The organism is Flavobacterium sp. XN-5 (assembly GCF_008033395.2).
In the GTDB taxonomy this organism is placed as follows: Bacteria; Bacteroidota; Bacteroidia; order Flavobacteriales; family Flavobacteriaceae; genus Flavobacterium; species Flavobacterium hiemivividum.
Map to the genome: position 1 here is coordinate 249,939 of NZ_VOGZ02000003.1, position 14,998 is coordinate 264,936.

8 protein-coding genes are annotated in these 14,998 nt (G+C 34.8%); all 8 read left to right on the top strand.

Going from position 1 to position 14,998, the window contains the following annotated elements:
* Positions 1-8: 8 nt before the first annotated feature.
* The 8 genes from FQU23_RS08320 (at position 9) to ppdK (ending at position 14,957) form a co-directional block, all read left to right on the top strand.
* The gene (locus FQU23_RS08320; protein ID WP_147673455.1) at positions 9-1,427 is read left to right on the top strand and encodes a RagB/SusD family nutrient uptake outer membrane protein; all 1,419 of its coding nucleotides are present in this window, start codon (positions 9-11) and stop codon (positions 1,425-1,427) included.
* A 111-nt stretch (positions 1,428-1,538) separates the two neighbouring features.
* Positions 1,539-2,570 (top strand): TlpA family protein disulfide reductase, encoded by a 1,032-nt coding sequence (locus FQU23_RS08325; protein WP_147673456.1) that lies wholly within the window; start codon positions 1,539-1,541, stop codon positions 2,568-2,570.
* Positions 2,571-2,849: 279 nt separating this feature from the next.
* Positions 2,850-5,666, top strand: a complete 2,817-nt coding sequence (locus FQU23_RS08330) for a M16 family metallopeptidase (RefSeq protein ID WP_147673457.1) — start codon at positions 2,850-2,852, stop codon at positions 5,664-5,666.
* Positions 5,667-5,799: 133 nt separating this feature from the next.
* Entirely contained in the window at positions 5,800-7,878 is a 2,079-nt protein-coding gene (locus tag FQU23_RS08335; RefSeq protein WP_147673458.1) for a protein-disulfide reductase DsbD family protein, read from the top strand.
* 2 nt (positions 7,879-7,880) lie between these two features.
* A complete protein-coding gene (locus FQU23_RS08340) occupies positions 7,881-8,894 on the top strand; it encodes a TlpA family protein disulfide reductase (RefSeq protein WP_147673459.1) in 1,014 nt (337 codons plus the stop codon).
* An 85-nt stretch (positions 8,895-8,979) separates the two neighbouring features.
* Positions 8,980-10,515, top strand: a complete 1,536-nt coding sequence (locus tag FQU23_RS08345) for an aminotransferase class V-fold PLP-dependent enzyme (RefSeq protein ID WP_147673460.1) — start codon at positions 8,980-8,982, stop codon at positions 10,513-10,515.
* A gap of 2 nt (positions 10,516-10,517) precedes the next feature.
* Positions 10,518-11,465 (top strand): thioredoxin-disulfide reductase, encoded by a 948-nt coding sequence (gene trxB, locus FQU23_RS08350; protein ID WP_147673461.1) that lies wholly within the window; start codon positions 10,518-10,520, stop codon positions 11,463-11,465.
* Between the two features lie 669 nt (positions 11,466-12,134).
* Positions 12,135-14,957, top strand: a complete 2,823-nt coding sequence (gene ppdK, locus FQU23_RS08355; protein ID WP_147673462.1) for a pyruvate, phosphate dikinase — start codon at positions 12,135-12,137, stop codon at positions 14,955-14,957.
* Positions 14,958-14,998 lie beyond the last annotated feature (41 nt).

Sequence of the window (14,998 nt, forward strand, 5' to 3'; positions counted from 1 at the left end):
AAGTACAGATGAAACAACATATAAGAAAAATAAATACTGTTTTAATTTTTGCAATTGCAGCAACAATTACTAGCTGTAACATTGACGACATAAAACCACAAAATAAATTAACAACAGAAAACACAGTAAGAGATGAAGCTTCGGCTCAGATGGTTCTTAATGGTGTTTACGATTTAGGAAGAGAGTTTGATGTTAGTTTTTTTCCATTGCATTTAGCAGCTTTGGGTAATGAAGGTACAATTTCAGGAGTTTTGAGCGGTAGTAAAGGCTTCAATGTTAATGAAGTTCCTGTTGATAATGTCTTTTTAGGAAATTTGTATAACGGTCATTATAAGATTATTAATTCCTGTAATTTTTTAATTCAGGAGTTAGAAGCAGGTAAGGCTATTGGTATTTCTGAAACGAAAAAAGGAGAGATGCTTGCTGAGGCTAAGTTTCAACGTGCTTTTACACATTTTAATTTACTGCGTTATTTTGGAGAGTTTTATAATTTAAACTCAACTTACGGAATAGTTTTAAAAACAACTTTTTCAACAAAACTTGAAGCTAAACCTAGAAATACCGTTGCAGAGGTGTACAAGCAAATCGAAGATGACTTGATTTTTGCTGCAGCAAATGGACCTGTTTATGTGGAGCATTTCTACTCAGGAAGCCTTGCGGCCAAAGCATTATTGTCTAAAGTATATTTGTACGAAAAGAAATTTACTGAGGCAGCAACATTAGCAGAAGAAGTGATCAACAATAGTGAAGGTTATGCTTTAGAAGACAACTATGCTGATATCTTTAGCAATAGTTTTAACTCGTCAGAAGTTATTTTCGCACCATTTACTGGTCCTGATAATGAAGGGAAAACGCAAATGAGCCAAGTAAACAGAACGACTTACAGTCAGTCATTGCGAACTTTAGCCGATGCTCAAGTAGGAACTTCAACTAATGGTAGTTTATCTGGTGCTGGCTCGGGTTATGACCCACGTTTCTCGTTTGCTTACAGTAACACTACAAAAAAATCTAACGGTAATGGAAAATATCCATTTCTAGATCAAATATCTTCTCAGGGAAATACATTGTATCATTTACGCCTTGCTGAAATATATTTAGTTAAGGCAGAAGCAGAAGCACGTAGAACAGGTGGGGATTTAGCAGACGCATTGGGACGACTTAACGAAATTAGAGATCGTGCCGGAGTTACTGCAAAAGTTCTTACTACTAAGGCAACTTTATTAGAAGACATACGCAACGAAAAATTATTGGAACTTTTCTTCGAAAACGGTGAAGGTTGGTTTGATATTGTTCGTTATCATTCACAAGGAAATCTAACTGCCTCAGCTGTAAAAGCTTCATTAGTATCCGAAAATCAGTTTGTGTTACCTATGCCTCTGGATGTTATTACAGGTAATAATACAATTATTCAAAATAAAGGTTATTAAGCCAGTGACAAATTCTAAAAGGAGCGGTGTAATATATAGCTGTGATTATATAATATTCATAAGAATTGTACACCGTTCCTGTTTTAACTATTAATTTTAAAATACCACAAAATGAAAAATTTATCATTGTTAGCATTACTATTTGTTTTGCTTTCCTGCCAAGAAGTAATACCACAAAAAGACTATGTAGTCGTTCACGGAAAAATTGAAAATCCAATTGAAGGACTAGGCGTAAGACTTTTTGATCCAGTTAGTTCAAAAGCAATTACCATTAAAGTTGCCGCTGACGGAACTTATAGAGACACCATTAAATTAGATAAACCTGCTTTTTTTAATACCTTTTATGACAAATTTTTCGGTCTTTACCTTGCTAATGATATGGATTTAGAAATTAATTTTGATGCTAAAAATGTTTCTAAAAGTCTTACTATTAAAGGAAAAGGAGAAAAAGAAAATGCTTTCTTAAGAACCAAATCTAAACTAGAAGGCGAATTGTATGGAGCTGATTACATTGCTTTTTTAAATGTAGATAAAGAAGTATTTGATGCTAAAATTAATAAGTTTACTACTGATTTTAAGACAGCGCTCGAGCAAAAAAAATCAGAGCTTGATCCTTCATTTGTTAATTCTCAACTAAAAATGTTCGAAGAGTTAAAAAAAGGTATTATACAGCAATATGCTGACGCACAGAGAAACAAAAGTGAGTTAGGAGCTGGTAAGCAATCGCCAGATTTTAAAAATTATATCAATTATGATGGAGGAAAGTCTTCGCTTTCGGATTTTAGAGGTAGTTATGTTTTTATTGATGTTTGGGCAACATGGTGTGGGCCTTGCAAATATGAGTTCCCTTTTATAGGAAAAGTAGAAAAAGAATTTCATGGCAAAAACATAAAATTTGTCAGCATATCAATAGACCGTTTGAAAGATGAACAAAAATGGCGTGATATGATTATAGCCGAAGGCTTATCAGGAATTCATCTTCTGGCTGATAAAGAAATTGAATCTTCATTTATTGCAGGGTATTATATTCAAGCAATTCCTCGTTTTATCATATTAGACAAACAAGGTAAAATTATCAATTCTGATGCACCTAGACCTTCTGAACCTGAATTAACAGATCTATTGAACTCATTAGATATGTAGTTTTTTGAAAGTAAAAAACTAGCTTTTTATAAAATGTTGATTTAAAACTAGAGTATTTAAGTTCTCTAGTTTTAAATTACATTTCAAATTAAATCAAAAAAATTTTCATTGGTTACCCTGAAGTGTTTCGAATACCTTTTCTCTTAAAAATTTATTTTAAAAGAAGATGGTAAATGAATCATTTGTATCATTAAATCTTGTTTCGCTACCAAAACCACTTATCAACCAAAGGAAGGAAACTTCTAAATAAGATATACAACCATAACTATTAAATTAAACATGAAAAATCTATTAACTATTTTTTCTTTTTTTCTTGTCGCATGCACTGTTAACGCACAAGAACTTAATTTGAATGATCCGCTTCCGGAGAATTCTAGAATAAAAAAAGGAGTCCTTAAAAACGGGATGACGTATTATATTTATAAAACTGATGTAGTAAAAAATGTAGCGAGCTATTATATCATTCAAAATGTAGGTTCAGTTTTAGAAAAGGATGGACAAGAAGGTCTGGCGCATTTTCTAGAACATATGGCTTTCAACGGAACTAAAAATTTTCCTGGTAAAGGTGTTCTAAATACACTTCAAAAACATGGAGCTGTCTTTGCAAAAGACATCAACGCTTATACTGCTTTTGACGAAACAGTATATAATATGGACAATATTCCAACAAATGTTCCTGGTCTAGTAGATACGTCATTATTGATTTTACATGATTGGGCAGATGGATTATTACTTACTGATGCTGAAATTGATGCGGAACGCGGCGTGATAAAAGAAGAGTGGAGAACGAGGCAAAATGGATATATGCGACTTTTTAAAAATTCATTGCCTACGATGTTTAACAATAGCATATATGCTGATCGTATGCCGATAGGTTTAATGAGCGTTATTGATACTTTTAAATACAAAACATTAAGAGATTTCTACCACGATTGGTATAGAACAGACCTACAAGCTATAGCGGTGGTTGGTGATTTTGATATTGCCGAAATGGAACAAAAGATAGTAAAATTGTTTTCGCCAATTCCTGCAATAAAAAATCCATTGGAAAGGTTTAATGTACAAATTCCTGATAACAAAGCAATGCTTTATAACTTAGGGACTGATAAGGAAGTAGCGACTTCAAATATCTCTTTCACTATTAATCACCCAAAATCATTGAAAGATGAAACGGTTGCCGACTTAAGAGAATCTTTGTACAGCGGAATGGTGGGTAGAATGTTGTCTTCAAGACTTAGAGAAATCTCTCAAAAACCAGATGCGCCTTTTGTTTCGGCAAGCGCTAGTTTTCAAAGTTTTGCTAGAGCAAAAAATAATTTTGGATTGATGATTTCGCCAAAACCTAATATGCAACACCAAGCTTTCAAAGTAGCTTTAGAAGAATTAAATAGAGCAGTTAAATTTGGCTTCAGCCAAGCTGAAATTGACAGAACTATTGCTATTTATAATAATTTTTACCAAACTAAAATTACTAAAATAGATCAGACACCGCACGCAGAAATAGTTAATACCATTCAGAAAAACTATTTAGAAAATGAGGCAATGACTGATATGGCAAAAGAATATGAGCTTGTTAAGCTGATGTTTGATCAATTGAAAGCTTCAGATTTACAAGACTTCATCAAAAAGCTTTATACTGCCGAAAATCGCGTTTTAGACGTTACAGGAGTAGAGGGTGAAAATAATCTTTCTCAAGATGAAGCTCTTAAAATTGTTAACGAAGTAGAGAATGACACTACTCTTGTTGCATATACTGATGAATTTGTTGGAAAAACACTGATTTCAGGTCTTGAGATCAAAGCTGGGAAAATTGTTTCTGAAAAAAATATCAAAGAATTAGGTTCAACGAGATTTGTTTTAAGCAACGGAGTAGTTGTGGATTATAAATTTAGTGATGTCGAAAAAAACAATGTGCTTTTTGAAGCAGTTAGCTTTGGAGGAAATTCTGTTATAAAAGATGCTGATCTCCCGTCAGCAGCAATGGTAGGTGGTTTAGTGAGAATGTCTGGTTTAGGAGAATACAGCGCAACCGATTTGGCAAAGGTTTTGGCAGGAAAAAATGTGAATGCAAGAGTAGGTATTTCTGAATTAGAAGAAAACATCTCAGGTATGACCACAACTAAGGATATTGAATCCTTGTTGCAAATGGTGCATTTACAGTTTGTAAAACCACGTTTTGATCAAAGTAGTTTTAAAGTGTTACAAAACAATCTAGACAATACTTTGATTCAAAGAAAAGGTGGAATTGCTTATAAAATGGAAGATAGCATTACCACAACTTTGTACGGATATAACAATCCTAAAAAACGTCTATTCGATGAAAAATATTTAAAAGAAGTTTCTTTTGAAAAAATAAAATCAATATATCTGGATCGTTTTAACAATCCTTCTGATTTTGCATTTCTTATTGTTGGAGATATCCCAAAAGAGACTTTAAAACCTTTATTGGAAAAGTACATAGCAAGTTTGCCTACCACTACGAAAAAGGAAAAATGGCAGGATAATTCAGTTGAGTGGTTAAAAGATACCAATAAAAAGGATGTTTTCATGACCATGGAAGATCCTAAAGCTACAGTACGTATTGCTTTTAAAAAACCATTTAAATACAGTTTAAAAAACAAATACATCATAAAGGCTTTTCAAGACATTCTTGAACTTAGATTAATGGCAACATTAAGAGAGCAAGAAGGCGGAACTTATGGAGCGAGTGTGTATAGTATTTTAAGTAAAAGACCTACAGAGTTAGCTAGTTTTTATGTTTATTTTGATTGTGATCCTGAGAAAGCAGATAAATTAATTTCTATCGTTCATCAAGAAATTGATAAAATTAAAAATGGTACAATCGATAAAGAAGATTTAAACAAAGCACTTACTAGTTATCTAAAAGATCTAAAAGATCTAAAAGAAGAAAAAGAATATACTAATTACGAGTTGGACGTGCTTTATGATTACCTTATTGAAGGATATAATAGAAACGACACTAAAAACAATGTAGATCTAATAAATACAATTACGCCAAAGGACATTCAAAAGTTTGTGAAGCAAATGATGAATGATTCACAAAGTTTTGAAATCGTATTTAAACCCGCAAAGTAATAGTAAAAGCATCTTTCGTTATTACTTAGTTTCTATTAAGTATTTTGAATTAGTACACAAACAACGAAAGTAAATTTAGGGTCATTGAATAATGGCCCTATTTTATTAAATCTATCCCTTAAATTATAATCTAATGAAGAAATTATTAATACTGTTAGCCTTTATCTTAAGTGCTACTACTTTTTCTCAAATACACAAGCCCGTGAAATGGGCGACTTCGGTTGTGGCTGTCTCAGGTACTACTTATGATTTAGTAATCCAGGCTACCATAGATGATAGCTGGCATTTGTATTCTCAAAACGTTCCCGACGGTGGTCCGATTCCAACAGCTTTTACTTTTCCTAAAAATCCTAGTTTTGAGTTGGTTGGAAAACCTTCAGAAGAAAAAGGGCATACTGTTAATGATCCTATATTTAATATGAAAATTAAATATTTTGAAAACAAAGCCGTTTTTAAACAGCGTATCAAAGTACTTTCAAATAAAGCTTTTAAAATCTCGGGAGAAGTAGAATTTATGGTTTGCGATGATGCAAATTGTTTACCGCCTACCTACGCAGATCTTAATTTTCAGATTCCTGAAACTAAAATAGTGGTTGCTGAAATACCAGTCGAAGTTGACAAAACGGAAAAAATAGTAGCTCCTGTTGTAGAAAAAGTAGTGGTAACTGACACGATTATACAAGAAGAAATTGCTACTGATACTATTGCAGAAACAGTAGTTAAAGGTGATGTTGCTGACAAAACGGTTGATGGTAAAGAGAAAAAATCGTCAGATAGAAGCTTGTTAGCCATATTTGTTATCGCTTTCTTTTCTGGATTTGCAGCCTTATTAACGCCTTGCGTGTTTCCTATGATTCCTATGACGGTGAGTTTCTTCACTAAACAAAGTAAAAACAGAGCTACTGGAATCAAAAACGCAATCATTTATGGATTGTCAATTGTGATTATATATGTATTATTAGGTTCAATCGTCAGTGCTGTTTTCGGAGCTGATGCTTTGAATGCACTTTCTACTAATGTATGGTTTAATGTTATTTTCTTTGTGCTGTTAGTTGTTTTTGCGGTTTCCTTTTTAGGAGCTTTCGAAATCATGCTTCCTAATTCATGGGCAAATAAAGTAGATACAAAAGCAGATAAAGGTGGATTAATTGGGATTTTCTTTATGGCCTTGGCCTTAGCAATTGTTTCTTTTTCATGTACAGGACCTATCGTTGGTACTTTATTAGTTCAAGCAGCAGCGGGCGGAAATCAAGTTGGACCTATCGTTGGAATGCTAGGTTTTTCTTTGGCCTTAGCCATACCGTTTGCATTATTTGCAGCCTTTCCAGGATGGTTGAATTCATTGCCAAAATCTGGTGGCTGGTTGAATACCGTAAAAGTGGTATTAGGATTTTTAGAATTGGCTTTGGCATTTAAATTTTTATCGAATGCTGATTTAGTTCTACAATTGCACTTGATAGAGCGCGAAGTTTTCTTAGCGATTTGGATTGCTATTTTTGGAGCTTTGTCATTTTACCTTTTTGGAAAAATACAATTACCACACGATTCTCCTTTAACGCACATCTCAGTAGGAAGACTATGTTTAGGTTTACTAACATTAACGTTTACTATTTATATGATTCCAGGTTTATGGGGTGCACCTCTAAACTTGATAAGTGCTTTTCCACCAGCCCAGCATTATAGTGAATCCCCTTATGGAGTAGGTTCTTCGCAAGGTGGTGGTGGTACAGCAGCCGTTGCCGAAATTCCAGAAGGCGCACATCTAATGGCACCACATAATATTATCGCTTTTAATGATTATGATTTAGGGATGGCTTACGCAAAAAAAGTAAACAAACCAGTTATGCTAGATTTCACTGGATATGCTTGTGTAAACTGTCGAAAAATGGAGCAACAAGTTTGGCCAAAAGACCAGATTTTAGCAATCCTAAAAAACGAGGTAGTGCTTATTTCTTTATATGTAGATGACAAAAGACCACTTCCTGCAGGTGAAGAAATAGATTCTAAGCTAAGACCAGGAAAAAAATTAAAATACGTGGGGCAAAAATGGAGTGAATTCCAAACCATAAAATACAAGGCAAATGCTCAGCCATTTTATGTGTTGACAGATCACGAAGGTAAAAATTTAATTGATCCTGTGGGTTACACTCCAGACGCTGAAGAATACCACAACTGGTTAAAAACAGGAGTAGCTAACTTTAATGAAAAGTAGAAATGAAAAAAATATTTTATATACTAAGTATTGCATTTATAGGGTTGGCATTCAATGTAGTTCCGGTAAAGGATTATGTAGCAGTTACCGGTAAAATCACGAATCCTACTTCTGATTTTTTGATGATACAGTCGCGATCATTTTCAAAAAAAATTCAGGTTAAACAGGATGGTACTTTCTCAGATACATTAAAAGTAGAAGCGGGCTATTATCGCTTGTCAGATGGCACCGAAGCACTTAATCTTTATTTAAAGAATGGATATGAATTAGAGCTTACACTAGACACCAAAGAGTTTGATGGATCTATTGTTTTTCAAGGAATGGGGGCTGAGGCCAATAATTATTTGGCATCAAAAAACCTTTTATTGAATACGTTTTTTGCTGATGATTCTTTATTTGAATTAGATAAGATTGGTTTTGATAAAAAAGTGAGTGAAGGAAGTCAAATCCTAACGACTTCTTTAACTAAGGCAAAAACACTAGACTCTATTTTTATCGAAAAAGAGAAAAAGGATGTTAGCGCTATCGTAAAATATTATTCAGAAAGTTATAATGATAATCATTACTTAAAAACAGTTTTGGTTAAAGGTGCCAAGGCTCCAAAATTCATTGGATATGAAAACTATAACGGAGGCAAAACCTCGTTAGAGGATTTAAATGGCAAGTACGTGTATATTGATGTATGGGCTACCTGGTGCGGTCCATGTAAAGGAGAAATCCCATTTTTGAAGGAAATAGAAAAAACATATCATTCAAAAAATATTGAATTTGTAAGTATTTCAGTCGATGAATTAAAAGATCATGGTAAATGGAAGCAAATGGTGAAAGAAAATGAATTATCAGGAGTGCAGTTGTATTCTGATAAAAACTGGTCTTCTCAATTTGTTAAAGACTATAAAATCAGCGGTATTCCACGATTTATCTTGATTGATCCAGTTGGGAATATTGTTTCGGCAGATGCTCCCAGACCTTCGTCCAAAGAATTGAAAGCGCTATTGGATGAACTAATAAAATAATAGCTAAATGAGTACTGTTTATAGAACACTCTAGTTTAAAAGCTAGAGTGTTTATTTAGAAGATATTGAAATTAACGTATTGATTATGAGTTTTTTAAAAAATATTTTTTCAAAAGAGTTGGCTCCGCTTACAATTGAAAAAAACAACAAGGTTTCTGAATTAGAACTTTATTTTCAACAATTCCGAGAAGAAATTGTTGGACTTCAGCAGAAATTTAAATCACCGTACGGTGAAAAAGAAATTATTTATGCTGACTGGACCGCAAGCGGTAGATTATATCATCCTATTGAGGATAAATTACTGAATCAATTTGGTCCATTTGTGGCCAATACGCATACAGAAACGTCAATAACGGGTTCTGTTATGACGATGGCTTACCATGATGCAAGAGAAATAATTAAAAAGCATGTAAATGCCAATTCAGATGATGTTTTAATCACCGAAGGTTCTGGTATGACAGGAGTTGTCAATAAACTGCAACGAATATTAGGATTAAAAGTGTCCGAAAATTTGAAAGGGCATACCATTATACCTGATGAGTTAAGACCCATTGTTTTTATTACCCACATGGAGCACCATTCTAATCAGACGTCTTGGTTAGAAACCATTGCCGATGTTGAGATTATTCCTTGCCATGATTCGGGTTTAATTTGCTTTGAAAGTTTTGAAAAGCTTTTACTTCAATATAAAAACAGACCCGTTAAAATTGCGTCGGTAACGGCTTGCTCTAACGTAACTGGTATTAGAACCGACTATCATAAAATTGCCACTATCATTCATGGACATGACGGGCTTTGTTTTGTTGATTTTGCTTGTTCGGCTCCTTATGTTGAGATCAATATGCATCCAGAAGAGAAAGGAGCTTATTTAGATGCGATTTTCTTTTCGCCACATAAATTTTTGGGAGGTCCTGGAACTTCAGGGGTTTTAATTTTTAATAAAAAGTTATATAAAAACATAGTTCCTGATAATCCAGGAGGAGGTACCGTAAGTTATACTAATCCTTGGGGAGACCACGATTATGTTGACGATATTGAAACTAGAGAAGATGGCGGAACACCTGGATTTTTGCAAACGATAAAAATTGCGCTTTCAATTCAATTGAAAGAAAAAATGGGGATTAAAAATATCTTGGAACGCGAACATGAATTGAATGAAATCATTTTCGATAAACTATCTAAAGTACCAAATCTTACAATTCTAGCATCAGAACACAAAGATAGATTAGGAATTTTCTCGTTCTATATCAGTGATGCTCATTTTAATTTAATTGTAAAATTATTGAATGACAGGTTTGGTGTTCAAACTCGTGGTGGTTGCTCTTGCGCTGGTACTTATGGTCATTTTTTATTAAACGTAGATCGGCAAACTTCAAAAAGCATCGAAATGAAAATATTAGAAGGTTGTATGGTCGAAAGACCAGGATGGATCCGCATGTCTATTCATCCAACAATGACTAATGCTGAAATTATTTTTGTATGTGACGCTATCAGTGAAGTTGCAGAAAACTTTGAAAAATGGAAAATAGACTATCGCTATGATGCTGTTAAGAATGACTACGTACATAACAACAATATTAATATAGAAAAAGAAATAACCAAAGATTGGTTTAATTTATAAAGATGTCAAACACCATAGAAAAAGTAAAATGTTTAATAATTGGCTCTGGGCCTGCGGGTTATACTGCTGCTATTTACGCTGCCAGAGCCAACATGAATCCTGTTTTATACCAAGGGATCCAGCCAGGAGGCCAATTAACCACCACAAATGAAGTAGAAAATTTTCCTGGATATGTAAATGGAGTTACGGGACCAGAGATGATGGTTCAGTTGCAAGAGCAAGCGCAGCGTTTTGGAACTGATGTCCGTGACGGTTGGGTAACAAAAGTTGATTTTTCTGAACCGATGCATAAAGTATGGATAAATGATACTAAAGAATTACATTGTGAAACAGTAATTATTTCCACTGGCGCTTCAGCGAAATATTTAGGATTACCATCGGAACAGCATTATTTAAAAATGGGAGGCGGTGTTTCTGCTTGTGCAGTTTGTGATGGGTTCTTCTATAGAAATCAAGAAGTAGTCATAGTAGGAGCTGGCGACTCGGCCTGTGAAGAAGCACATTATTTATCTAAACTGTGCAAGAAAGTAACCATGTTAGTAAGAAGTGAGAAATTCAGAGCTTCTAAAATAATGGAAGAACGCGTTAGAAAAACGGAGAATATCTCTATTTTAATGAATCATGATACGGTTGAAGTTTTAGGAGACGAACAAATGGTTACCGGAGTTAAAGCATTAAACAAGTCCACAGGAACAACTATTGAGATTGGGGCTACAGGTTTCTTTGTAGCTATTGGACATACACCCAATACAGCTATTTTTAAAGATTCCATTTCACTTGACGAAACGGGATACATTAAAAATATAGCAGGGTCTTCAAAAACTAATATAGCAGGTGTTTTTGTAGCTGGTGATGCTGCAGATCATGTATATCGCCAAGCAATAACAGCAGCTGGAACAGGATGTATGGCAGCACTTGATGCGGAACGCTATTTAGCAGCAAAGGAATAGTCAATTTATGCAACTCATGAAAATTAGTGCTATTGCTGCGTATGTTGGAATTGGCTTTTGTGATAGAAAAAAACAGCTTTTTTTTATACCAAAAGCACAGTTTAGTGACATTTAATCATCTCAGTATTCAGAAATAGATTGCTATTTTATAGTATTTAAAGTTTAGTTTTTTTACTTAGGATTTATTGAGGGCTGAAAGTATTAGTTAGCCTGCCCTCTTTATTTCAAGATGAACATTGTTCAAAATCGCAATTTGATAAAACTGCTTTTAAATTTTACTATATCGATTGCGTAAATTTTGTAAGATGAATTAAAAACTTAGATTTTACTAATTTTCTATTACTATGTGTAAAAAAAATGTTTAAACTATTTCTCTAATGGCGTTATGGATATTACGCTTTTTATATGCTAAAAGCACTATAAGAGCTCGTTTCATTATATTCTCTCATCCAGTATTAAGACACTATGTTATACTATTATTAAAGTTTTTTTTATTTTTTCTTTTGTAGGATTTATTGAGGGTTGGATGTATTAGTTAGTCGGCCCTCTTTATTTCAACATAAACATTTTCAATAATTGCAATTCAATAAAGGACTGTATCTATTTTACTATATCGATTGCGTAAAATATTATAATAACAAATTAACCACCTATTAATAATTATTTTTTATGACTAATTTTAAAAAAAACGTTTATACTTTTGGCAATAAAAGTGCTGAGGGTGACGCTTCTATGAAGAATCTGCTTGGCGGCAAAGGAGCCAATCTATGTGAAATGAATCTTATTGGAGTACCAGTTCCTCCTGGATTTACTATTACAACTGAGATGTGTAAAGTATACATTAAAGAAGGCAGAGAGACTGTTTTGAAAATGATCAAAACCGAAGTTGAAGAAGCTATTGTCCATATTGAAAATCAAATGGGGTCTCAATTTGCTAATAGTTCAAATCCTTGCCTTGTATCAGTTCGTTCCGGTTCACGAGCTTCGATGCCCGGAATGATGGACACCATTTTAAACTTAGGCTTGAATGACGAAGCAGTTGAGGGATTAATCCAAAAAACAGCTAATGCCCGTTTTGTGTGGGATTCCTACCGTAGGTTTGTTCAAATGTACGGAAGTGTAGTACTGGGAGTAAAAGCTTTCTCAAAGGAAGATCAGGATCCGTTTGAAGAAATTATAGATCAGCTAAAAGAAGAAAAAGGAGTGAAACTCGACAACGAATTTACTGCCGATGATTTGAAAGAAATGGTTGTTCGTTTTAAAAAAGTTGTAAAAAAAGTAACAAATAAAGATTTCCCTTCTGATCCATGGGAACAACTTTGGGGTGCAATTACCTCCGTTTTTAATAGTTGGATGAATGAGCGTGCTATTTACTATAGAGAACTTAACAATATTCCTGAAGAATGGGGTACAGCAGTTAATATCCAAGCCATGGTCTTTGGGAATATGGGAATAAACTCAGCTACTGGAGTTGCTTTTACGCGTGATGCTAGTACAGGCGAAGATCTTTTCAATGGCGAATACCTTATTAATGCCCAAGGAGAGGATGTTGTTGCGGGGATTCGCACACCACAACAAATTACCCTTGAGGGTTCTAAACGCTGGGCTAAATTGGCCGCTGTGAGCGAAGAAGACCGCGTGTGTAATTTTCCTTCACTTGAAGAAACAATGCCCGAAATCTTCAAGGAGCTTATGGAAATTGAAACAAAACTGGAAGTGCATTATAAGGACATGCAGGATATTGAGTTCACCATTCAAGATGGAAAACTCTGGATGCTACAAACTCGTAGCGGGAAGCGCACGGGTGCTGCTATGGTAAAAATGGCTGTTGATATGTATGAGGAAAATCTTCTAGATGAAAAAACAGCAATTTTGCGCGTTGAGCCTAACAAGCTAGACGAACTGCTGCATCCTATTTTTGATAAAAAAGCTTTAAAAACAGCAAAAGTTCTTGCTCAGGGCTTACCAGCTTCACCAGGTGCAGCAACTGGCCAAATAGTTTTCTTTGCTGAGGATGCAGAAGAATGGACTAAAAAGGGCCATAAAATTATATTAGTGCGTATGGAAACATCGCCTGAAGACCTGAAAGGAATGGTGGTTGCCGAAGGGATTCTTACCGCCAGAGGCGGAATGACATCTCATGCTGCAGTTGTTGCCCGAGGAATGGGGAAATGTTGTGTGTCGGGAGCTGATAGTTTAAAAATTGATTATAAGACCCGTACAGTTGAAATTAACGGGCTTACTTTGAAAGAAGGAGACTGGATTTCACTTAACGGTTCTACAGGAGAAGTTTACCAAGGAAAAATAGCAACCACAGAGGCCGTGCTCAATGAAGACTTTGACAAACTAATGGCATTGGCAGACAAACACGCTCGTCTGGAGGTTCGTACTAATGCTGACACCCCTCAAGACGCACAGATTGCACGTAATTTTGGAGCAAAAGGAATAGGTCTTTGCCGCACCGAACACATGTTCTTTGAAGATATTAAAATAAAAGCCATGCGAGAAATGATTCTTGCTGATGATGAAGCTGGCCGCCGCACTGCGCTTGCAAAACTTTTACCGATGCAGCGTGATGACTTAGAAGGAATTTTTAAGGCTATGGAAGGTCTCCCAGTAACTGTTCGTTTATTGGATCCACCATTGCATGAATTTGTTCCACATACTGAAGAAAGTCAAAAGCAAATGGCCGAAGAAATGGGAGTTTCAATTAAAGCCGTTAGAGAAAAAATTGAGTCATTGCATGAATTCAACCCAATGTTAGGGCACCGTGGATGCCGTTTAGGGAATACCTATCCTGAAATTTCGGAAATGCAGACACGAGCTATTATTGAAGCAGCTATTAATTTGAAAAAAGAAGGCATTAAAACCTATCCTGAAATTATGATTCCCCTTACAGGAACTCTTACTGAAATGGAAATGCAGAAACAGATCGTTATTGCAACAGCTGAAAAAATTTTTACCGAACGTAATGATCGTATCGAATATTTGATTGGAAGTATGATTGAAGTTCCACGTGCAGCTCTAATGGCTGATAAAATTGCTGAATCTGCTGAATTCTTTTCGTTTGGTACCAATGATCTTACCCAAATGACTTTTGGTTATTCCCGTGATGATACAGGTAAATTCCTGCCATTTTATCTAAAAAAAGGAATTCTAAAACAGGACCCATTCCAAGTGTTAGATCAAGAAGGGGTAGGAAAACTGATACATTTGGCAACTCAAAAAGGGCTTTCTAGCCGTCCCAATCTTAAAATTGGTATTTGTGGAGAACATGGAGGCGAACCATCCTCTGTTGAATTTTGCCATTCTGTAGGGATGCATTATGTAAGCTGTTCTCCATTCCGTGTTCCAATTGCTCGTTTAGCGGCTGCCCAGGCTGCTATTAAAGAATCGTTAGCTATTGAAAAGAAGAGGACAAGGAGAGAGGATAGTAAAAAAGAATCAATAAAAAATGAGCATGAAAAAACCCTCGAATTTGCGAGTGTCTAAGTAGGTAAAATAAAAGATCGCTAAATAAAGGTGTTCCAAGA